We start from the raw sequence: 20,371 nt of genomic DNA, 5'->3' as shown, positions 1-20,371 counted from the left end.
AGCGCAGTGAAAAGGGAGAGGACGCGATGACCGACCGCCGCACAGTGTTAATGGCCGCCGGAGTTGCGGCAGTCGCCGCGGCCACCGGGGCAGCGGCAGCGCAATCGCCAGATATTCGCGCGCCAGATATTCGCGCAACAGATATTCGCGGCGCCGTCACCTTTGTGGGCGGCAAGGCTATCCCGGAAGGTCATCTTGATATCTATCTTGAGGATCCCGCCATTCAGGACAGTGGGCGACGCCGCGCCGCCAAAACCAGCCTCAAGAGCGAGGGCGGCTCAAAGACCATAGAATTTTCCTTGCCCCTGCCCGCAAGCTCGACCGCTTCACCAACGCTGCAGGTCGTTGCGCGCCTGGAGCGTGCGGACGGCTGGCTGGTGGCGCGGGGCAGCGCGCAGTTCCAGGCCGGCTTGCCCGTCCATGTCACACTCAAGGCAGTTATCTATTGAAGGGACGAGATGCCATATCCTGATTGCGAGCCTGCATGCAGCTGACGCCATCGACGCCGCTTACGCTGGTCGGAATCCTGGCGTCCTTTCGACGTGCGTTTTCGGGCATCGTCCTGATGAGCGGGGTCGTCAACGTGCTGACCCTGACCGGCTCGTTCTTCATGTTGCAAGTCTATGACCGCGTCGTTCCGGGTCGCAGCGTGCCGACGCTGGTCGGCCTGGCGGTGCTTGCGGGAACATTGTTCGTGTTTCAGGGAGTGCTGGAGCTGATCCGCTCTCGCCTCATGGTGCGGCTGGGACAGGGGTTGGACGCAAAGCTGAGCCCGTCGGTCTATTCGGCGCTGATGCGCCTGCCGCTGCGCGCCAAGCCTTCCGGCGACGGGCTGCAACCCCTACGGGATCTCGATCAGGTCCGCTCCTTTATCGGCAGTGCCGGACCGACCGCTTTGTTCGACCTGCCATGGATGCCGCTCTATATCGGCATCTGTTTCATTTTTCATTTCTGGATCGGCGTTACCGCGCTTGCCGGCGCCGTTGTCCTGTTTGCACTGACGCTTCTGGCCGAATTCCGGACCCGCGGCCCGACAAGGATCGCCGGACAGCACGCGGCCGTTCGCAGCACGTTGGCCGAGGCGACAAGGCGCAATGCCGAAGCCATGCAGGCCATGGGTTTTGGCGGGCGTATCGCCGAGCGGTGGTCTGCCGTCAATGCCGAGTACCTGAACGCCCATGCGGCGGCCAGCGATGTCGCGGGAACGCTTGGCACGATTTCCAAGATCCTGCGGTTGATGCTGCAATCGGCAATGCTGGCGATCGGCGCTTATCTGGTCATCCAGCAAGAGGCGACCGGCGGCATCATGATCGCAAGCTCGATCATGATGGGCAGGGCGCTGGCTCCGATCGAACTGGCGATAGCGCATTGGAAGGGCTTCATTTCAGCGCGGCAAAGCTGGGCACGCCTGAAGCAGCTTCTGTCCGCGCTGCCGGAAGGCGCAACCGGCGTGACCCTGCCCGCGCCTGTCAGCGCGCTGGCGGTCGAGAATGTCAGTGTCGCCCCGCCGGGCGAACGCACGCCGGTGGTGTGGGATGCAAGTTTTTCACTGGCCAGGGGAGCAGGCCTGGGGGTCATCGGCCCGAGTGCTTCCGGCAAATCATCGCTGGTGCGTACGCTTGCAGGTGTCTGGCTTCCGGCGCGCGGCGCCGTGCGGCTGGACGGCGCGACGCTTGACCAGTGGCCGGCCGACGAGCTGGGTAAACATATCGGCTATCTGCCGCAGGATGTGCAGTTGTTCGACGGCACGATTGCGCAGAACATCGCCCGCTTCGACCCGGATGCGTCGTCCGATATGGTGCTTGCGGCAGCCAAGGCCGCCGGCGTGCATGATCTCGTCGTGCATCTGGCCGACGGTTACGACACAAAGGTTGGCGAAGCCGGCGCCTCGCTGTCGGCGGGGCAACGCCAGCGTGTCGCCCTTGCCCGCTCTCTTTATGGCGATCCCTTCCTGGTCATCCTGGACGAGCCGAATTCCAATCTCGACTCGGAGGGTGAAGTGGCCTTGTCCGCCGCCATCCAGGGCATCAGGGACCGCGGCGGCATCGTTATCGTCGTTGCGCACCGATCCAGTGTGCTGGCCAATGTCGACACCGTGCTGGTGATGGCCAATGGCCATGTGCAGGCCTTCGGTCCGAAGGACGAGGTGCTGAACAAGGTCTTCCGATCGGCGGCACCGCTCAAGGTCGTTGCCGCCACGGAAAGAGGCGTTCCTGCATGAGCGAGGACAGAAGCGCTTTGCATCATCGGCAGGTCCGCCGCTATCTCGTGGCTGGCGTTGCTACCTGTCTGCTGCTTGTCGGAGGTGTTGGCGGTCTGGCGGCGGTGACCAAGATGTCGGGTGCGGTGATCGCAGCTGGCCGGCTGGTGGTCGATTCCAATGTAAAGAAGGTTCAGCATCCGACGGGCGGCGTGGTCGGCGAGATCAGGGTGCGTGAAGGCGACCGGGTCAAGGCGGGCGATATTCTGGTGCGGCTGGATGAAACGACAACACGCGCCAATCTGGCGATCGTCTCAAAAGGTCTGGATGAGTTTTATGCACGGTTGGCGCGCCTGGAGGCGGAGCGTGACGGCAAGGACACGATCAGCTTTCCGGACGTTTTGACATCGCGGCGCGACGAAGCCGGTGTCGCCGCATCGATGGCCGGAGAACAATCGCTGTTCGATTTCCGGCACCAGGCGCGGTCTGGCCAGCGATCGCAATTGCGCGAACGGATCGCGCAGTTGAAGCAGGAGAGTGCCGGCCTGACCGAGCAGCTGCAGGCGAAACGCCGCGAGATCGAGCTGATCCAGATCGAGCTGGAAGGTGTGCGGTCGCTCTGGCATCGCAAGCTGATAGGAATCGACCGCATGACGTCGCTGGAACGGGACGCGGTGCGGCTCGAAGGCGAGCATGGCCAGTTGACCGCGGGAATTGCCCAGGTGAAAGGCAAGGCGTCCGAGATCGAACTGCAGATCATCCAGATCGACCAGGATCTTCGCAGCGAGGTCGCGACCGATTTACGCGATACCCAGGGAAAGATCTCCGAGTTCGTCGAACGCAAGGTAGCGGCCGAGGACCAGTTGAAGCGCATCGATCTGCGCAGCCCGCAGGATGGCGTGGTGCTGCAGTTGGCGGTGCATACGATCGGCGGGGTCATCACCCCCGGCGAACAGGTGATGCAGATCGTACCGGTGACGGACGACCTGACCGTTGAAGCGCATATCGCACCGCAGGATATCGACCAGGTGACGATGGGCCAGAATGCGATTTTGCGCCTGTCGGCGTTCAATCGGCAAACCACGCCGGAGCTGACCGGGACGCTGTCGCGGATCTCGGCCGATCTCACCGTCGAAGAGCGCACCGGAGCAGCCTTCTATGTGGCGCGGGTGACGCTGCCGAAAACGGAGGTCGCCAAGCTGCGCGGGCTGGCGCTGGCGCCGGGCATGCCGGCCGAGGTGTTCTTCCCGACGGGCGACCGGACGATGCTTTCCTATCTGGTGAAGCCGCTGTCGGATCAGATCCAGAAAGCTTTCCGGGAAGAGTGAAGCCGCACGTTTGAGAGCTGAAGCCTCGGGACCGGCTGGTTGCCGGTCCCCAAGGGGTAGCCCCTACTCCGCCGCCTCGTAGCCGGCGATGCCCTTGATCTCGAGGAAATCCTCGAGGCCGTATTCGGCGTATTCGCGACCGTTGCCGGATTGCTTGTAGCCGCCGAAGGGCAGGCCGGCGTCCCATTGGGGATAGTTGATGTAGACGTTGCCGGTGCGCATGCGGGCGGCGACTTCGCGGGCCTTCTGAATGTCCTTGGCCTGAATGTAGGAGGCCAGGCCATAGACGGTGTCGTTGGCGGTGCCGATCGCCTCTTCCACTGTGTCGTAAGGCATGATCGCCAGCACCGGCCCGAAGATTTCCTCGCGCGCGATGCGCATGTCTGATGTGACGTCGGCGAACACGGTCGGGCGGACATAGTAGCCGCGGTTGAGTTCTGCCGGGCGGCCCGGTCCACCCGCGACCAGCGTGGCGCCTTCATCTATGCCGGCCTGGATCAGGTCCTGGATCTTGTCGAACTGGATCTGGCTGACCACCGGGCCGAGCTTGGTGCCGGCCGCATCGGCCGGGCCGACGGTCAATTTTTCGGCCGCCGTCTTGGCGTAGCCGGTCGCCTCGTCATGGCGGTCGCGCGGCACGAACATACGAGTCGGCGCATTGCAGGACTGGCCCGAGTTGCTGAAGCAGCCGGCGACGCCCTTGCTGACGGCCTTTTCGAGATCGACATCGGGAAACAGGATGTTGGCCGACTTGCCGCCAAGCTCCTGATGCACGCGCTTGACCGTGTCGGCGGCCGCCTTGGCGACCAGGATGCCGGCGCGGGTCGAACCGGTGAACGACATCATGTCGACATCGGGATGGCTGGATAGCGCCTGGCCGACGCCCGGGCCGTCGCCATTGACGAGGTTGAAGACGCCCTTGGGAACGCCGGCCTCGTCGATGATTTCGGCAAAGATGATGGCGTCGAGCGGCGCGATTTCCGAGGGCTTCAGCACCATGGTGCAGCCGGCGGCGAGCGCAGGACCGACCTTGCAGGTGATCTGGTTCAGCGGCCAGTTCCACGGCGTGATCAGGCCGACGACCCCGATCGGCTCCTTGACGATGAGCGACGAGCCCTTGACGTGGCGGAATTCGAACGACTTCAGCACCTCGGCCATCTTCTGCAGATGTGCCAGGCCAAATGCCGACCTGGCTGTCGAGTGCCATCTGGCGCGGCGCGCCCATCTCGCGCGATACGGCCAGCGCCAGATCGGCGCTGCGCTTCTTGTAGACCTCGATTATGCGGTTGAGGATATCGAGGCGCTCCTCGACCGAAGTGAAGCCGAATGTCTCGAAGGCGCGCTTGGCGGCCGCAACCGCCTTGTCGACATCGGCCTTTGAGCCGAGCGAAATCTGCGCGAAAGCATCTTCGTTTGACGGGTCGATGACGTCGAGTGTGCTGGGCACGACAGGATCGACCCACACGCCGTCGATATAGAACTGCAGATTGTGTGACACGGGCTTCTCCTCGGGGGATTCTGAATTGATGGGGGCGATCGCCAGATCGTCGTATCGGTTCAGGGATAACGATGGGGCAAGAGCGATGTCAAACGCAAGGGCGGGCGATTGAGCCTACGGCTACAGAAGCGTGTGCCCCGCCGCGACCAGAAGCCCCCTTGCCGCGGCTTCATCCTTGGCTTTGACGAGCAGATGGTCACCATCGAAGGTGGATACCAGAAAAATGCCGAGTTCGCTTTCCGACAATGGCTTTATCACCGACAGGACGATGCCGGTTTCGTCGAAGGCAAAGGGACCTTGGAGTTTCAGGGCGACCCAGTCCCTGTCATGCTTCACCCCGTCCGGCACCCGATCCTGCAGGCAGACGACCGAAAGCTCGTCCTCTGTCCTGGTGATGCTGACGAAGCCCGGCCCGTCCGCCCAGCCGGGAATGCTGTCTTTTGCTTCGAGGCGCGAAACCGCATACCGCCCCGTGAGCGGCTTCAACCGGACCCTGACTGCCATCCGATCCTCCCTGTTATCGGCCATCACCCAGTTTCTTGCTCATATAGACCGTCATGCCGTTCATGAACGGCTCCTCCCGGTCGATCGTATAGCCATGCCGTTTGTACAACAACACATTGGCCATGAAGGCGCCGTTGGTCAGCAGGCGCAGCTCGAAGCAGCTGGCCTCCAGCGCCTTCTGCTCCGCCCGTTCCAGCAACAGCCGGCCGATGCCCCTGCCCTGCGCCTGTGGCGCGACGCAGACATTCTCGATCCAGAGATGATCGTCGGCCAGGATGGTCTCGATCATGCCGACGATGCGGCCATTTTCGATGGCGAGATCGAACGGATGTTCGGCGACCGCCTTGTCATAGTCGGCGCGCATCGGCAGCGGCTCGCGGCCGATCAGAGGCACCCATTTGGCATAGGCGGCACGCACAATGTCCCTGATGGCGGCACCGTCCGCCGGTTGGGCCGGCCGAAACAGGATGGAAGAATTGGACATGGCAAAGGCTCCAGACATGAAAACCCCGCCGGCAGACGTCGCGGGCGGGGCTGGAACGAACGAACCGATTTAGTGTGCCGGTCTTTGTCGTCGCGCCTTGCCGCTCCGCACTGTGCAGAGGCGACGTCGCTGGGCGATGGCGAGCGAGAAAATGGACATGACGCCACGCTGGAGTGCAAGACGCAGAGCGTCAAGCTGCATAACCGAGCCAGTCATTACGTTTGCATGGCACAGGCAAGATTGAAGGCATTGCCGACTGTTCACAAAAATCGATCATTTCAACAAAAACAATTCGTTGGAAAGATCGATTCTGGAATGACATTCTCCTGAGGTACTTGCGTGGAGAATTGCATTGTCTTCCGCCGCCCAGCTAGCGAACGATATTCCGATCAGCATGATTTCCGCCGATCTGGCCGTGGGCCGGAAGCGGCTCGGTTCCGTGTGGAATGGCGTCATCCCCGGGATCGTGCTGGTGGCGATGATCACGGGGGTGGCCTTCTCGGCCCATAATGTCTCCGGCTTCGCGCTGTTCAGCCCGATGATCCTCGCCGTCGTCGCCGGCATGATCTATTCCAACGTGCTCGGCACGCCCGCCCACGCCAAGGCCGGCATTGCCTTCTCGCAGAAGCGCCTGCTGCGCTTTGCCATCGTGCTGCTCGGCTTTCAGCTGACGCTCGGCCAGGTCGTCTCCATCGGCGCCGGCGGCGTCGGCATCGTGGCGCTGACCCTTGGAGCGACCTTCGTCTTCACCATTACGCTTGGCCGGCTGATCGGCGTCGACGCCAAGCTGGCGCAGCTGATTGCCGCCGGCACCTCGATCTGCGGCGCTTCGGCGATCGTTGCCACCAACATCGTCACCGATGCGCGCGACGAGGACGTCACTTATGCCGTCGCCTCGATCACGCTGTTCGGCACCGTCGCCATGCTCGGCTTTCCGCTGCTGGCGCCGGTGCTCGGCCTCGACCAGCACGCATTCGGCCTGTGGGCCGGCGCCTCGATCCACGAGGTGGCACAGGTCATCGGCGCCGGCTTCCAGAACGGCGCCCAGTCCGGCGAGATCGCCACCGTCGCCAAGCTGACCCGCGTCGCCCTGCTGGCGCCGATGGTGATCGCGCTCGGCCTGATGACGCGCCGCAAGAGCAATGGCGATCGCCCAAGCAGCCAATCCGGTGCGCGGCCGCCGATACCGTGGTTCGTCGCCGCTTTCGTCGCCGTCGTGGCGCTGAACAGCCTGGTTGCCGTGCCGGCCGAAGTGAAGTCGGCCATGGCGTTCGCCACCACCATCATGCTGACCATGGGGCTCGCCGCCATGGGTCTGCAGGCCAACATTTCGCAGCTGCGCTCGCGCGGCCTTCGCCCGCTGGCGCTCGCCTCCTGCGCCTTCCTGTTCATCGGCTGCTTCAGCCTGATGCTGGTGAAGTTCGCTTAGTCCTCGAACGAACTCGCCGCGACATAGATCGCGGCAAGCGCCTCGATGCCGGCCTGGTCGTCCTTGTCGAAGCGGCCGGGCGTCGGGCTGTCGAGGTCGATCAGGCCGAAGACGCCGTCACTGTCCCTCAGCAGCACGACGAGTTCCGAGCGCGAGTCGGCGTCGCAGGCGATGTGGCCGGCAAACTCGTGCACATCCTTGACCAGCATCGACATTTCGAGATCGATCGCGGTGCCGCACACGCCCTTGCCGACGGCGATGCGCACGCAGGCCGGCTTGCCCTGGAACGGTCCAAGCACCAGCTCCTCGTCGGACGCCAGGAAATAGAAGCCGGCCCAGTTGAGATCGGGCACCATCTGGAAGATCAGCGCCGATGTGTTGGCGGCGTTGGCGACGGAGTCGCTCTCGCCTTCCAGCAGCGCCTTCAACTGGGTGGCCAGTTCGCGGTAGAAGGCCGGCTTGTCGGTGCTGTCGATGGTCTGGGCCGCAAACATGGCGTCGTCTCCATTGCCGGCGGGCCAAAAAGCCCGCTACATTTCCTGTCTGCCACCAATGACGCTCCCAGGAAATACACAATTGTGAATACCGACCGTGCCAGCCAAACACACGACCGGGCGCAACCCGCAGCGAGCGAAGGTCCCCTCACCTTCGCCGTGCTGGTCTTTCCCGGCTTTCCGATGATGGCGTTCAGTTCGGTGATCGAGCCATTGCGCGCCGCCAACGTGCTGGCCAAGCGCGATTGTTACCGCTGGGTGATCGTCGGCGCCGACCAGGGCACGGCCGAGGCGTCCAATGGGGTTGTCATACAACCGGGGTTCTCGGCCTCCGGCGCGCCGAAGGTCGACCGCATCGTCGTCTGCTCCGGCGGCAATGCGGACTTGCTTGTCGCGGACGATGCGGTTGCCTGGATCCGCAGGAGCCTGCGCGCCGGCGCCCATATCGGCGCGGTGGCCGACGCCGCCTTCTTCCTCGCCCGGGCCGGCCTGCTCGACGGCCATGCCTGCACCTTGCACTGGACCAGCCAGGCCGCCTTCACCGAGGCCTTCCCGGATATCGAGCTTCGGCGCGACCTCTATGTCATCGACCGCAAGCGCTTCACCTCGGCCGGCGGCGTCGGCAGCCTCGACATGATGCTGGAGATCATCACCAACGATTATGGCGGCGAGCTCGCGACGGGCGTTGCCGAATGGTTCGTGCACAGCCCCTTGCGCTCGAGCGTCGACCGCAAGCTGATGCCGCTCAGGCTGCGCACCGGCGTCCAGAACGAACTGGTGCTGTCGGCCATCGCCATCATGGAGGATGCGGTCGAGGAGCGGCTTGGCATGACGGAACTGGCGGCAAGGCTCGGCGTCTCCTCCGACAAGTTGGAGCGCAATTTCCGCGCCCAGCTCAGCATTTCGCCCAATGGATATTACCGGCGGCTCCGGCTGCGGCGCGCCGCCGACCTGTTGGCCCATTCGACGCTGATGGTGCGAGATGTGGCGCTGGCCTGCGGCTTCGCGTCCATGTCAAGTTTTGCCCGAGCGTTTCGCGAGGAGCATGGGCACGCGCCGAAGGCGATGCGGCGGCATTAGAGGGCGCTGCGCGCTAACGCGGTGAGATGCTGGCGGGACAGCGCCCCCCTCTGTCCTGCCGGACATCTCCCCCACACGGGGGGAGATCAGATGTCGCCTCGGCTTTCGCCAATCACCAACGTTGCAGGGCGAGCGGGACGCGAAAGCTGCTAATCTCCCTCCTTGTGGGGGAGATGTCCGGCAGGACAGAGGGGGGCGCGAAGGATCGCAACATTGCCCTTTGTATCCATGCCCTTCTTGCGGCATTTCGCACGACATCTGCGGATTCTCGCACAGACATTTTTCGGCGCATGGCTATGGTCTAGCCCTTCAGGAGGCGCACCCAATGAGCATCGTCGTTTTCGACCCCGACAGCACCGAGGATGTGGATTTCAAGGACCGCATGCGCCACCCGGTCGCGGCCGACTCCGCCGGCGGCATGTGGCTGTCGGATACCGAGCCGTCCTTCATCGATGCCGACGCCTTGCGCAAGGGCCGGCTGGCCAAGCTGCGCGGCTGGATGCGCGAGGCGGGCTATGGGGGCGTGGTTTTGTTCGACCCCTACAACCAGCGCTACGCCACCGGCTCGCGCAACATGTTCGGCTATTTCCTGCGCAACTCGACGCGCTATTTCTTCATCCCCACCGACGGGCCGATCGTGCTGTTCGAGTACCCGCAGAGCTACCATGTCTCGATGGTGCTCGACACGATCGACGAGGCGCGGCCGTCCAAGCTGGTATGGTCTTCGGTGTCGGGCCGCGACGACGAAACCGCCGGCCCCTTCGCCGACGAGATCGCCGAGCTTTTGACGAAGCACGGCGGCGGCTCGATGAAGCTCGGGCTCGACCGCTGCAGCCATCTGCAGGCGCTGGCACTGGAAAAGCGCGGCTGCGACGTCAGGGATTGCCAGGGCGAAATCCTGGCGGTGCGGGCGGTCAAGACGCCCGAGGAAGTCAAATGTCTGCAGGTGTCGATGGCGGGTGCGGAAGCCGCCGTCTACGCCGTGCGCGAGGCGATAAAACCCGGCGTCTCCGAAAATGAGCTGTTCGCCATCATGTATGGCGAGGTGATCCGCCAGGGCGGCGAGTTCATCGAGACGCGGCTCCTCACCTCGGGACAGCGCACCAATCCGTGGTTCAACGAGGCCAGCGGCCGCAAGATCCGGCCGGGCGAGCTTCTGGCGCTCGATACCGACACGATCGGCTGCTATGGCTATTATTCCGATTTTTCGCGCACCTTCCGCTGCGGGCCGGGCAAGCCGACCGACTATCAGAAATCGATTTACCGCATGGCGCACGACCAGGTTCAGCACAACATTTCGATCGTCAGGCCGGGCATGGCTTTTCGCGAGATCGCCGAAAGAGCGTGGAAAATCCCGGACCGTTTCGTCGACCAGCGCTATACCTCGGTGATGCACGGCGTCGGCATGCATGGCGAGACGCCGTTCATAGCGCACGCCATGGACTATGAAACCTACGGCCGCGACGGTGTTGTCGTGCCCGGCATGGTGGTGAGCGTGGAAAGCTATATCGGCGAGAAAGGCGGCCGCGAGGGCGTCAAGCTGGAAGACGAAATCCTGATCACCGACACCGGCACCGAGCTTCTGTCGCGCTTTCCCTACGAGGATGAGTTTCTGGAGAAGCAGGTTTGATCGCAGCGTCCCTCACTAACGTCAGCGCGGTATCGCAAACCTTCGGGAATAGTCGCGGCAGCTATGCCTTCGTCATCCTAGGGCGAAGCAAGGAGCGCAGCGACGCGGCGCAGACCCTAGGATCCATGCCGGGACTCATCCGCGCCGCAACGGTGCAAGTTTTGCTCGGCTGCATTCCTTGGCCAATGTCACGGCATGGATCCTCGGGTCTCCGCGACGGAGCTTCGCTCCTGCTTCGCCCGTGGATGACGAAGGTGGGGAGGCACCGGCCAATCACCACTGTTTGCGCCACTTCGCTGAACGGAATGGCGTCGGTCGCCAACCCAGGCCCGTCCACATGAAAAGCCCTATCTCGATCAAACGCGGCACGGTCGCCGCGGCGTTCGTCGACCTCCAGGAAGAGCATCGGCAGGACAAGCGCTATCTGGTCGAAGGTTTTGGCGAGGTGCTGGCCAACGTCCAGCGCCTGCAGGCGGCGGCGCGGCGCAACTTCGTGCCGCTCTATCACTGGGCCTATGTCGTCGATACCGCCAAAGCGCGTCCGTTCCATCCGCTCGACGCCGACGGCAAGTCCGCCTTTTCCGACAAGACCGATCCGCTGACCGAGATTTGCCATGAGGTGGCGCCTGCGGCCGGCGAGACGATGCTGGTCAAGACGCAGGCCAGCGCCTTCGGCGCCGGACCTGCCGCAACCGAACTCAAGGCGCGCGGCATCGAATGGCTGATCGTCGCCGGCGTCTGGACCGAGGCCTGCATCGACGCCACCGTGAAGGACGCGGTCGCATCCGGCTTTCGTGTGCTTCTGGTCAAGGATGCCTGCGGCAGCGGCAGTACCGCCATGCACCAGACCGCCATCCTCAACCTTGCCAACCGGCTCTATGGCGGCGCCGTCACCAACACGATAGACGCGTGCCGGCTGATGGCGGGCGATACCGTCGATGCATGGCGGGTCGAGGGCTCGGTGCCGCTGCGCTTCACCTTTGAAAACGCCGAACGGCTCTACGGCGAGCTCTGAGAGATGGGCACGATCCACAAGCTCAAGACCGCCAGGCGGGGGAAATACGCCACCCTGCTCGACCCGGCGCTGTGGGAGTATATCGACCTGGTCAATGACTGGTTCCCACCCGAAATCGCCGAACTTCCGATCGCCGAGCAAAGGTCGGTCTATGATGCGATGTGCCGCGCCTTCCATCAGGGTTATCCCAAGGGGGTTTCGGCCAGCGACGGCATCATCGCCGCCGATGAAGGACACGCCATCCCGATCCGCTACTACCGGATGGCGGGCAAGCCCGTGCGCGCCGTCATCGTCTACTATCATGGCGGCGGCTTTGTGCTTGGCGGGCTCGACAGCCATGACGACATCTGCGCCGAGATCTGCGCCGGCACCGGTTTCGACGTTGTCTCGGCCGACTACCGGTTGGCGCCGGAGCATCCGCACCCGGCCGCCTTCGACGACGCGCTGACCGTGTTCGAATGGGCGGCGGTGACAACGGACCTGCCGATCGTGCTTGTCGGCGAAAGCGCCGGCGGTAACCTTGCCGCCGCGGTCGCGCACGCCTCGCGCCGCCACCTGCGCCGGGCGGCCGGCCAGGTGCTGATTTATCCCGGCCTCGGCGGCGACGAGAGTGCCGGCTCCTATGTCGAACATGCCGACGCACCGCTGTTGACACTGCGCGACATCGCGTTCTACCGCACCATTCGCGCTGCCCCGGCACAGTCGCCCGACGACCCGACTTTTTCGCCGCTGAGCGACAATGACTTCTCCGGCCTGCCGCCGACTGTCATCATCACCGCCCAATGCGATCCGCTGTCGTCGGACGGCGAGACCTATCGCGACCGCATCGTTGCGGCAGGCGGCCGCGCCTGGTGGTATGAGGAGAACCGCCTCGTGCACAGTTTTCTGCGCGCCCGCAAAAATGTTCCGCGCGCCGGCGAGGCGTTCGTGTGCACGCTTGCAGCCATCGCCGCCGTCGCCGTGCTCGGCAAGAACGACTGGCCATATTGAGGCGGCGAAGCGCTGATCTCCCCCTCATGGGGGTTGAGGAGTGGTCCGCGTAGCGGATGGAAAGCCAATTGCTTGGCTTTCCGAACGACGAAAGCCGGCAGGCCAGAGGGGGGCGCGAAGGATCGCGGCCCTTCAATATCCTAAATCAACGCAACGACTATCTGCGATGATACTCCAGTCGCCAGACGGGATGGCGGGACAGCGCCCCCCTCTGTCCTGCCGGACATCTCCCCCACAACAAGGACACAACAAGGGGGGAGATTGGCCATCTACCACTGCGGAGCAGTGCACAAGAATTGCGGAAAAGCGAACATTTCCCGGTGTCCGCCCGCTTTATCATCACCTGCTCAGGCAACGGCGCCTCGGCGATAGCATCCGCCCCCAGCGGAAGCGGACCGTCGGGGCGCCCAACAAAAAAGGGAACGGCGATGAAATTCATGCTGACCGACCGTAATTTGCACCCGCAGGCGAAGCCCGTTGCCGATGATTTCAGGAAGGGCGGTGTCAACCGCCGCGAATATCTCGCCATCATGGCCGGCTTTGGCGTCAGTGCCGCCGGCGCGCTGGCGCTGGGCGGCCTTTCCCCTTCGCCTGCCCGGGCCGAAGAGCCGAAACGCGGCGGCACCTTGCGCGTCGCCATGAACGTCAAGGGCTTCAAGGATCCACGTACTTTCGACGGCGTCGAAATGTCCAATGTAGCGCGCCATTGCAACGAATATCTGGTGCGCTGGAACCGCGACTTCACCTTCGAGCCGTGGCTGCTCGAAAGCTGGGAAACCAGCGACGACGCCAAGACGCTGACGCTGCATGTGCGCAAGGGCATCGCCTGGTCGAATGGCGACGCCTTCAACGCCGATGACGTCATCCACAATCTCAACCGCTGGTGCGACGCTTCCGTCCCCGGCAATTCGGTCGCCGCGCGCATGGGCGCGCTGGTCAATGCCGACACCAAGAAGCCGGTCGATGGCGGCATCGAGAAGGTCGACGATTTCACCGTAACGCTCAATCTGCCGAAACCCGACATTTCGCTGATTGCAGGGATGGCCGACTATCCCGCGCTGATCATGCACCGCTCCTATGAGGGCGGCGACGATCCGATGAAGGCGCTCGCAATCACCACCGGCCCTTGCGAACTGGGCAGCTGGAATGCAGAGACCAGTGCGGAGGTGAAGCGCAAGGACAAGCCCTGGTGGAAGGGCGACTTCTACCTCGACGGCATCAAATGGGTCGATTACGGCTCCGACCCCAACGCGATGCTGTCGGCGTTCGAATCCGGCGAGATCGACACCGACCATGAGACCGCGTCCGACGCCGTGTCGCAGACCGAACAGATGGGCTTGTTGAATTCCGAGATCGCCACCGGCTCGACCATCGTTGCCCGCTTCAATGTCGGCAACGCGCCTTATGACGACGTCAAGGTGCGCCGCGCCGCCCAGCTTGCTGTCGACAATTCGGCCGTGCTGGCGCTCGGCCTCGGCGGCCGCGGCAAGCCTGCCGACAATCACCATGTCGGCCCGATGCACCCGGAATTTGCCGATATCGGCCCGGCCAAGCGCGACACGGAACAGGCCATGAAATTGCTCGCCGAGGCCGGCAAGACGGACCACGAATTCGAGCTCATCTCGGTCGACGTCGAATGGCAAAAAAGCACCGGCGATGCGATTGCCGCGCAAATGCGCGAAGCCGGCCTGAAGATCAAGCGCACCGTGCTGCCGGCCGCCACCTTCTGGAACGACTGGAGCAAATACCCCTTCTCCACCACCGAATGGCTCGGCCGCCCGCTCGGCGTCCAGGTGCTGGCGCTCGCCTATAAATCGGGCGCCGCCTGGAACGAAAGCGCTTACGCCAACAAAGAGTTCGACGAACTCCTCGACAAGGCGCTGGCAACGCCGGATGCTGCCCAGCGCAAGGAGATCATGGCCAAGATCGAACAGAATCTGCGCGATGCCGGCATCATCATCCAGCCCTACTGGCGCTCGGTCTACCGCACCTATCGCAAAGGCGTGCAAGGCTGCGAACAGCACCAGTCGCTGGAACAGCATTTTGAGAAGGTGTGGCTGGAGGGCTGATTCAATTGGTGTCGCCCGGTCGGGGTAGATAAGACAGAATTAGAGCTAGGCGACGACTGGCCCAGCAGCTGGAACTACTCCTTCGTATGCTGTGCACCCTTCTATCTCGATCTTCCAGATGGCATTGGGGTTCGGATTTACGATGGCCGGAATGCGCCATCTGCTTGGAGCTATCTCATATCGGAAATGCTGATCGCCGCAGGTCACCTTGACCTCATACTGGGGTTTCGATGCAGAAACAGGTGATCTGAACTCGAAATGCAATTCCCCGTTTTCGGTATACAATTCACTGATAAACATACCACGACGAAAAAAGACTGATCCGCCTTTCTCTACCGCGAAATTGTAATTCCATGCTCCCGGTCCAAGCAGCCGCTTCAGATAGCGCTCTTCATGGATCGTCCTGCACACAACGTAATTCAGGGTTGCGAGACTCAGTCTTTGGGGACGACAACCTCAGACATTCTCATATTGTGAATGTGTTGCATTTCGTCCTGAGAGACTGCTGAGTCATGATATATATGTTCAAATTTGAGTTGGTCAAATTGATTGTCTCCGTCTCTCGGTATCTGATTAGAATTAGCAAAGTTTCCGGCAACAAAACGGCTAGACGCTAGGGTGAGCACCGATTTTAGGTCAAACACTAACATCACCAGGAAATGCACATATGAGGATCCGCCCTATTGGGGTCACTCCGAGCCTTTATACCGTCGGTCTTTAAATGGAATCTGTTCTTGGGCCTGAAATATAACCGTACATAGTTATGAGCGGCTGGATTGTTGTTCAAAGCACCCTGATTGGCGACGTCACATAGCAAAGCGGGCACTCCATTGCGGCATATAATCTCGCCACCACGCAAGATTTCTGCGGCAACTTCGATTTGGCATGCGTGATAGAGAGACCGACCCCAACCCGTCCTTGATGCAAAACGATCAAGGCGAGGTCCCCAGGTCGCGATATGCTGATCGGCCCTCGCTATTGAAATAGCCATCCTTGCGTCGGTTTCGCCACAGTGTAGGGAGTGTATTGATCGCGATCTAAGAAAAGCGCTTCTGCCCGAGATGCGGTTGAAGCACCTGTTCGAGACTTCACCGAACAGATATAAGGAAGCTCGGACAGGATCGGAAAAAGGTAACTCTCTAGGCGCTGTGATTTTGCGTCTGAGAAACTATCTATTGAGAGTATCCTCTCTCGCAGCCTGACCCATGAGGCTTGGAGCAACTCCCCATCAATTCGCTCTTTCTTCCCCGACTGATGCTCCACAACAAGAGAGTTGTCTGTTTGCATCTGCACCGTGAATTGAGACTCTTTGGAAGTTGCGAACACGTGACCTTTGGCAAGCTTCCTAAGATCCTCAGAGAACTCCGCAAAATCTTCCGGGATTCTTACTCGCTCTTTGTGCTCTGCTACAAAATCCGAAGGAACCTGTATGTCGTGATGTAAACGGGGATACTTACTCGAGCCAGATAGCGTTCCATCAAAGGACGAACGTCTTCCCAATTCAAGTTGCCGTTGCCGCATCCCAGAGGCGGAAAAGAAACCGAGGTGATCCCTAAGTCCTTATAAGCCGCGACGAACTTCTGCAGACCGTGCTCGATGTACTCTATCTTCGATGGCAGTTTCCAAGTGGTTTTAGTTGGAAAATTCAACACCCACCGCGTGTCGGATCGCCACAGATGGAGATTGCCAATCCGAAGGGCGCGCGCCTCGCAAAGATCGCGATACTCCCGAAACATTCGCGGGTACCTGCTTTTGAACTCCCTGGCGATTCCCTTACCCATGACACCCACCGTGTTGACGGTGTTCACCAGCGTCTGCGCGGGAGATTCAAATACGCTGCTTTCAAGAAAAGTGATCATTCGCTTAGATGCCCCAAGGTCAGAACGAATGAGAACATATAGAGAACATTAAGCAAGGTTTCTAGCACGATTCTGCAGCGCTGTCGTTGGCGGCTCGGCATTCCGCCTGAGGTTATACACACTTCGACGTGTTGCACCTATCGGCGACTCGTCGGTGATATCCAGCATCAGCTAGTCCCATGGCACTTCAATGTGTGAGAAATGTACGCATGGATCATTTCGACCTCGGCACCTACCGCCGCCCCATCTCCACCTCTTCGGCTGAAACACAGCGCTGGTTCGATATCGGGCTGAACTGGTGCTACGGCTTCAACCATGAGGAAGGCATAAAGTGCTTCGAAAAGGCGCTGGAGACCGATCCTGATTGCGCCTTCGTGTATTGGGGCATCGCCTATGCCGCCGAGCCTTTTTACAACCTCACCTGGAAGGAGCACGGCAAGGACGAGGCTAACCGCGCCGCGCGACGCTGCTTTGATCATGTCCAGCTTGCGCGGGCTGGTTCTGCGGGCGCAAGCCCCGTCGAGCAGCGGCTGATCGAGGCGCTGGCCGCACGCTTCCAGCAGCCGCATGGCGTGACGCCGGCGGAATTCGAACAATGGGACAATGCTTACGCTGCCGCCGCGATGCGGTAGGTCTATTGTGACTTTCCCGACTACCATGACGTGATGGCTCTCACCGTCGAGGCGCTGATGATGCGCACCGTGCGGCGGCTGTGGGATTTGAAAACCGGCAAGCCGGCGCCGAACTAGATGTGCTGGAGGCGCTGGAGGTCTGCGAGCGATCGATCCGGCTGTCGGACGAAGCCGGCACTGCGCCGCATCCGGCGATCCTGCACCTGCATATCCATCTGCTCGAGATGTCGACGCAGCCGGAACGCGGCATGCGCTCGGCGGACCGGCTCGGCACCATGTGCCCCGATGCCGGCCACATGAACCATATGCCGGGCCATATCCATGTGCTGTGCGGCGAGTAACGGGTTGGTGGAATGTCTGAAGCGGCGCGGCGAGAGCGTGGAACTGCCGGGGGTGCAGGAGAAGCTCGACGTAGCACTGGCCAAGGCTAATGTGGCGATCACGTCGTCATGCCTGTGCCGGACGAGACCGCAGGCGGACCGTAGCTGCTGTCGTTGAGAGGGCAGCCAACCGACCGAAATCGGCGACGTTCGCTCACGAGAAAATCTCAGCCAGATCGTCGATGCTGGTGCCTTCCTTGAGCTGTCGCAACTCCACATACATGACGACGATGGCGATCGATACCACCAAGCCTTGGGCTGTATCGACCAGGGCGTTGAGCAAAAAGCCCAGTGTCAGACCAAATGAGAAAAAGAAGGCGTTCGCCCAAATATCCACGGTGATTGAAGGCACGAGCACGACAAGCCAGATGCACAGCAACGGCCAGCGGCTGCCTTTGGTCAGGTCGCGGCTGCGTTGCATGCTGGCGAACACGCCACGCCCTTCACCGACAATTACCGGCGTCGTGACCGACCAGCGCGCCAGCAGCAACAGTCCGGGAACGATGATGAGTACCAGGCCCAGCCAGAAGGCGAATGTGATCAGGATCGAGGCGGCGCTTGCCGGTAGCAGAAGCGCACAGGCTGTTCTGATGCAATCGCGTGCCGACGGCCGTTCGCCGCGCAGATCCATCAGGGCCGCTCGCGTCAATGCCGCCTGCATGAAAGCCCCCAGCACAAAAAAGCCCAACATGAAGATTGCCGTGATCGTCAACCGTCGCATCGAGTATTCGGGCTCTACCGACCCGACGGATACCCAGAACCAGTAGGAAAATCCAAACTCCGGCAAGGCGTATACGAACAACGCCACTCCCAAGCACAGCACCGGATTGCGCCGGATAATCGCGAACGTATCGCGGAGAACCCTGCCGATGCGAAATTTGCCTGGCTGCTCCGGCGTCATCGACGTCACGATTGCCCTACCCCGGTCGATGTGCCGTTACGAAAAAATCTGCGCCAGTTCGTCGACGCTGGTGCCTTCCTTGACCTGGCGCAGTTCGACATAGGTGACGGCAATGGTCACCGACAGCATCGTCGAAAAGATCGTCGACACCAGAGTGCTGCCAATCGCTCCGACCAGGACACCGACACCGGTGACGCCGCCGGCGGTGGCGAGCGCCAGTCCGAAAAACAACGAGAACACCGCCTGGATGAGCATCGCCGCCACGCCAATGATCAGCAGCAGCCAGAATATCGACCAGCGGCTGCCTTTGGTCAGGGCACGGCTGCGCGATATCGAGCCGAACACGCCAAGCCGCTCCTGAACCGCAATGGGCACGGAAACCGATACGGAAATCAGCCACATGAAAGCGGGAATAAACGCCAGGGCAAGCCCGATCAGCCACCCGATAGGGGGAATGACCCAGGCGATGAAAACCATCACAAAAACAGCCACCACCAGAGTGACAATGATCAGAATGCCTATGCCCAGCGTGGGCAAGAAGCTGCGCAATGCTATCTGGATGCAGTCGCCGATGACCGGCCGCTTGCCGTTCAAATCCTCGATTGCCGCCCTGACAAGCGCCGCTTGCACCAGCAAGGCCAGAACGAAAATGATCAAGGAAGCGACTATCGATAAGCCCGAGTAGTCTCCCATGGCCGACGTTTCGAAAGCGGCGGCGTTCCCGGCGCTGTCGACGTTCACCAATGTAGCGACCCGGGACAGGTTCCAGAGGTTGTACAGCAGTGCGGGCAGGGTTGAGAAAAGTCCGACGACCACAGCAAGGAAACCCAGATTGCGGCCGATGACCGCGAAGCTGTTGCTGAAAACCCTGCCGACGCGGAATTTTTCCGGTCGGTCCTGCGCCAGTGACGTCACGATGCCTCCTGCCCTGGCACCCGCCTTGACCTGACCGGGTCAAGGCGGTGCAAACCCGTCGGCTTACGAGAAGATCTCGGCCAGTTCGTCGACGCTGGTGCCTTCCTTGACCTGGCGCAGCTCGACATAGCTGACCGCGGCGGCGACCGACAGCAACATCGACATCACGCTCTGCACCAGTGCCGCCACGACAGTAGCGACAATGTCGTGAAACAGGTAGACAAACACGCCTACCGCGCCCTGGATGACCATGCCGATGATGATCAGGACAAGGAACAAGCCGAAGAGCGACCAGCGGCTGCCCTTGGTCAGGGCGCGGCTGCGCGACATCGAGCCGAACACGCCGAGCCGCTCCTGGATCTGAACCGGTATCGCAACCGACCAGCCCAGCCACAAGATGATGCCGGGCACCAGCAACGCAAGCGCGGCTAGGCCTGCGCCCAGGCCGACGAGCAGGCCGATCGCCAATGTCGGCAGAAAATATCGGATGGCTATCTGCAGGCAATCGCCCAAGGTCGGCCGCTTGCCGTTCAAATCCTCGATTGTGGCTCGCACGAGCGCCGACTGCAGCACCAGTACGAAAAGGGAGGCAATGAAACTGGCCGGGAGCGTCACCCAAATGTTGCTAAACACCAGGGCGGGGTCGGCCGCAGCGCCGGGATTGGCCGTCAGGAGCGCCTGCATGCGCGATTCGGTCCATAGCCGAAGAATAACTGCCGGCACCCCCGCAAACAGCACCGAAAGCCCCACGAAAAGTATGACGTTGCGGCCGATGACGGAGAAGCTGTTGTTGAAGACCCTGCCGATCTGAAATTTCTCAGGCCGTGCAAATGTTGCCGAAGTCATGATGCGCCCCCTGTTCCACCGCCGAATATTGTCCGGCAGCCGCAGTAGTAAATTTGCCAAGATTAACGACTGGCGTCTAGCCCACTTGCAAAAGTTACGCTGCATTGCCAGTGTCGG

16 protein-coding genes and 2 pseudogenes are annotated in these 20,371 nt (G+C 61.7%); 10 read left to right on the top strand and 8 right to left on the bottom strand.

The window, feature by feature from the left end:
* Positions 1 to 26 precede the first annotated feature (26 nt).
* The 3 genes from NKJ75_RS04085 to NKJ75_RS04075 are packed head-to-tail and all read left to right on the top strand — an operon-like array spanning position 27 to position 3,528.
* The gene (locus NKJ75_RS04085; RefSeq protein WP_352499233.1) at positions 27 to 449 is read left to right on the top strand and encodes a hypothetical protein; all 423 of its coding nucleotides are present in this window, start codon (positions 27 to 29) and stop codon (positions 447 to 449) included.
* 35 nt (positions 450 to 484) lie between these two features.
* Positions 485 to 2,221 (top strand): type I secretion system permease/ATPase, encoded by a 1,737-nt coding sequence (locus NKJ75_RS04080; protein WP_023698050.1) that lies wholly within the window; start codon positions 485 to 487, stop codon positions 2,219 to 2,221.
* Positions 2,218 to 3,528, top strand: coding sequence for an HlyD family type I secretion periplasmic adaptor subunit (locus tag NKJ75_RS04075; RefSeq protein ID WP_023700598.1), 1,311 nt, complete (start codon positions 2,218 to 2,220; stop codon positions 3,526 to 3,528). The genes NKJ75_RS04080 and NKJ75_RS04075 overlap by 4 nt, the downstream gene beginning before the upstream one ends.
* Positions 3,529 to 3,591: 63 nt before the next feature.
* Here the strand turns inward: NKJ75_RS04075 and NKJ75_RS04070 are convergent.
* The 3 genes and pseudogenes from NKJ75_RS04070 to NKJ75_RS04060 form a co-directional block, all read right to left on the bottom strand.
* A pseudogene (locus NKJ75_RS04070) lies at positions 3,592 to 5,026 on the bottom strand (aldehyde dehydrogenase family protein).
* 120 nt (positions 5,027 to 5,146) lie between these two features.
* The gene (locus NKJ75_RS04065) at positions 5,147 to 5,530 is read right to left on the bottom strand and encodes an ACT domain-containing protein (RefSeq protein WP_023705798.1); all 384 of its coding nucleotides are present in this window, start codon (positions 5,528 to 5,530) and stop codon (positions 5,147 to 5,149) included.
* 13 nt (positions 5,531 to 5,543) lie between these two features.
* Positions 5,544 to 6,014 carry a GNAT family N-acetyltransferase gene (locus NKJ75_RS04060; protein ID WP_023834269.1) on the bottom strand — a complete coding sequence of 157 codons (471 nt, stop codon included), beginning with the start codon at positions 6,012 to 6,014 and terminating at the stop codon, positions 5,544 to 5,546.
* 394 nt (positions 6,015 to 6,408) lie between these two features.
* Between NKJ75_RS04060 and NKJ75_RS04055 the strand changes: the two genes are divergently transcribed.
* On the top strand, positions 6,409 to 7,443 hold the full coding sequence (locus NKJ75_RS04055; protein ID WP_460221790.1) for a YeiH family protein: 1,035 nt from the start codon (positions 6,409 to 6,411) through the stop codon (positions 7,441 to 7,443).
* Here the strand turns inward: NKJ75_RS04055 and msrC are convergent.
* Positions 7,440 to 7,937, bottom strand: a complete 498-nt coding sequence (gene msrC / locus NKJ75_RS04050; RefSeq protein ID WP_023730524.1) for a free L-methionine (R)-S-oxide reductase MsrC — start codon at positions 7,935 to 7,937, stop codon at positions 7,440 to 7,442. The genes NKJ75_RS04055 and msrC overlap by 4 nt on opposite strands.
* A gap of 183 nt (positions 7,938 to 8,120) precedes the next feature.
* Between msrC and NKJ75_RS04045 the strand changes: the two genes are divergently transcribed.
* From NKJ75_RS04045 to NKJ75_RS04025, 5 genes are all read left to right on the top strand, one after another.
* A complete protein-coding gene (locus tag NKJ75_RS04045; RefSeq protein WP_352499267.1) occupies positions 8,121 to 9,017 on the top strand; it encodes a GlxA family transcriptional regulator in 897 nt (298 codons plus the stop codon).
* Positions 9,018 to 9,342: 325 nt separating this feature from the next.
* Complete coding sequence (locus tag NKJ75_RS04040; RefSeq protein ID WP_352499232.1) at positions 9,343 to 10,647, top strand: M24 family metallopeptidase; 1,305 nt, start codon at positions 9,343 to 9,345, stop codon at positions 10,645 to 10,647.
* A gap of 337 nt (positions 10,648 to 10,984) precedes the next feature.
* On the top strand, positions 10,985 to 11,662 hold the full coding sequence (locus tag NKJ75_RS04035; protein WP_352499231.1) for an isochorismatase family protein: 678 nt from the start codon (positions 10,985 to 10,987) through the stop codon (positions 11,660 to 11,662).
* Positions 11,663 to 11,665: 3 nt separating this feature from the next.
* On the top strand, positions 11,666 to 12,652 hold the full coding sequence (locus NKJ75_RS04030; protein WP_352499230.1) for an alpha/beta hydrolase: 987 nt from the start codon (positions 11,666 to 11,668) through the stop codon (positions 12,650 to 12,652).
* Positions 12,653 to 13,080: 428 nt separating this feature from the next.
* Complete coding sequence (locus tag NKJ75_RS04025) at positions 13,081 to 14,721, top strand: ABC transporter substrate-binding protein (RefSeq protein ID WP_352499229.1); 1,641 nt, start codon at positions 13,081 to 13,083, stop codon at positions 14,719 to 14,721.
* A 1,406-nt stretch (positions 14,722 to 16,127) separates the two neighbouring features.
* On the opposite strand, the gene NKJ75_RS04020 is transcribed toward NKJ75_RS04025, so the two are convergent.
* On the bottom strand, positions 16,128 to 16,580 hold the full coding sequence (locus tag NKJ75_RS04020; protein ID WP_352499228.1) for a macro domain-containing protein: 453 nt from the start codon (positions 16,578 to 16,580) through the stop codon (positions 16,128 to 16,130).
* A 209-nt stretch (positions 16,581 to 16,789) separates the two neighbouring features.
* On the opposite strand from NKJ75_RS04020, the pseudogene NKJ75_RS04015 reads away from it, so the two are divergent.
* Positions 16,790 to 17,550 (top strand): annotated as a pseudogene (locus NKJ75_RS04015) (hypothetical protein); the annotation flags it as partial.
* Between the two features lie 196 nt (positions 17,551 to 17,746).
* Here NKJ75_RS04015 and NKJ75_RS04010 read toward each other — a convergent pair.
* The 3 genes from NKJ75_RS04010 to NKJ75_RS04000 all read right to left on the bottom strand — a co-directional run bounded on the left by NKJ75_RS04010 (position 17,747) and on the right by NKJ75_RS04000 (position 20,359).
* Positions 17,747 to 18,502 carry a hypothetical protein gene (locus NKJ75_RS04010; RefSeq protein ID WP_023715256.1) on the bottom strand — a complete coding sequence of 252 codons (756 nt, stop codon included), beginning with the start codon at positions 18,500 to 18,502 and terminating at the stop codon, positions 17,747 to 17,749.
* Between the two features lie 27 nt (positions 18,503 to 18,529).
* On the bottom strand, positions 18,530 to 19,408 hold the full coding sequence (locus NKJ75_RS04005; RefSeq protein ID WP_352499227.1) for a hypothetical protein: 879 nt from the start codon (positions 19,406 to 19,408) through the stop codon (positions 18,530 to 18,532).
* Positions 19,409 to 19,471: 63 nt separating this feature from the next.
* Positions 19,472 to 20,359 (bottom strand): hypothetical protein, encoded by an 888-nt coding sequence (locus NKJ75_RS04000; RefSeq protein WP_245261942.1) that lies wholly within the window; start codon positions 20,357 to 20,359, stop codon positions 19,472 to 19,474.
* Positions 20,360 to 20,371: the final 12 nt, after the last annotated feature.

The sequence above is a fragment of the Mesorhizobium sp. M0058 genome (assembly GCF_040323095.1).
Lineage (GTDB): Bacteria > Pseudomonadota > Alphaproteobacteria > Rhizobiales > Rhizobiaceae > Mesorhizobium.
The sequence above is the reverse complement of the archived record's forward strand: the minus strand, read 5'-3'. Positions and strand labels throughout refer to the sequence as shown.

Coding starts and splice junctions, on each gene's coding strand:
- NKJ75_RS04020 (WP_352499228.1), bottom strand. CDS start 16,580: ATGATCACTTTTCTTGAAAGCAGCGTATTTGAATCTCCCGCGCAGACG.
- NKJ75_RS04075 (WP_023700598.1), top strand. CDS start 2,218: ATGAGCGAGGACAGAAGCGCTTTGCATCATCGGCAGGTCCGCCGCTAT.
- NKJ75_RS04085 (WP_352499233.1), top strand. CDS start 27: ATGACCGACCGCCGCACAGTGTTAATGGCCGCCGGAGTTGCGGCAGTC.
- NKJ75_RS04080 (WP_023698050.1), top strand. CDS start 485: ATGCAGCTGACGCCATCGACGCCGCTTACGCTGGTCGGAATCCTGGCG.
- msrC (WP_023730524.1), bottom strand. CDS start 7,937: ATGTTTGCGGCCCAGACCATCGACAGCACCGACAAGCCGGCCTTCTAC.
- NKJ75_RS04045 (WP_352499267.1), top strand. CDS start 8,121: ATGATGGCGTTCAGTTCGGTGATCGAGCCATTGCGCGCCGCCAACGTG.
- NKJ75_RS04040 (WP_352499232.1), top strand. CDS start 9,343: ATGAGCATCGTCGTTTTCGACCCCGACAGCACCGAGGATGTGGATTTC.
- NKJ75_RS04030 (WP_352499230.1), top strand. CDS start 11,666: ATGGGCACGATCCACAAGCTCAAGACCGCCAGGCGGGGGAAATACGCC.
- NKJ75_RS04055 (WP_460221790.1), top strand. CDS start 6,409: ATGATTTCCGCCGATCTGGCCGTGGGCCGGAAGCGGCTCGGTTCCGTG.
- NKJ75_RS04060 (WP_023834269.1), bottom strand. CDS start 6,014: ATGTCCAATTCTTCCATCCTGTTTCGGCCGGCCCAACCGGCGGACGGT.
- NKJ75_RS04025 (WP_352499229.1), top strand. CDS start 13,081: ATGAAATTCATGCTGACCGACCGTAATTTGCACCCGCAGGCGAAGCCC.
- NKJ75_RS04035 (WP_352499231.1), top strand. CDS start 10,985: ATGAAAAGCCCTATCTCGATCAAACGCGGCACGGTCGCCGCGGCGTTC.
- NKJ75_RS04065 (WP_023705798.1), bottom strand. CDS start 5,530: ATGGCAGTCAGGGTCCGGTTGAAGCCGCTCACGGGGCGGTATGCGGTT.
- NKJ75_RS04000 (WP_245261942.1), bottom strand. CDS start 20,359: ATGCAGCGTAACTTTTGCAAGTGGGCTAGACGCCAGTCGTTAATCTTG.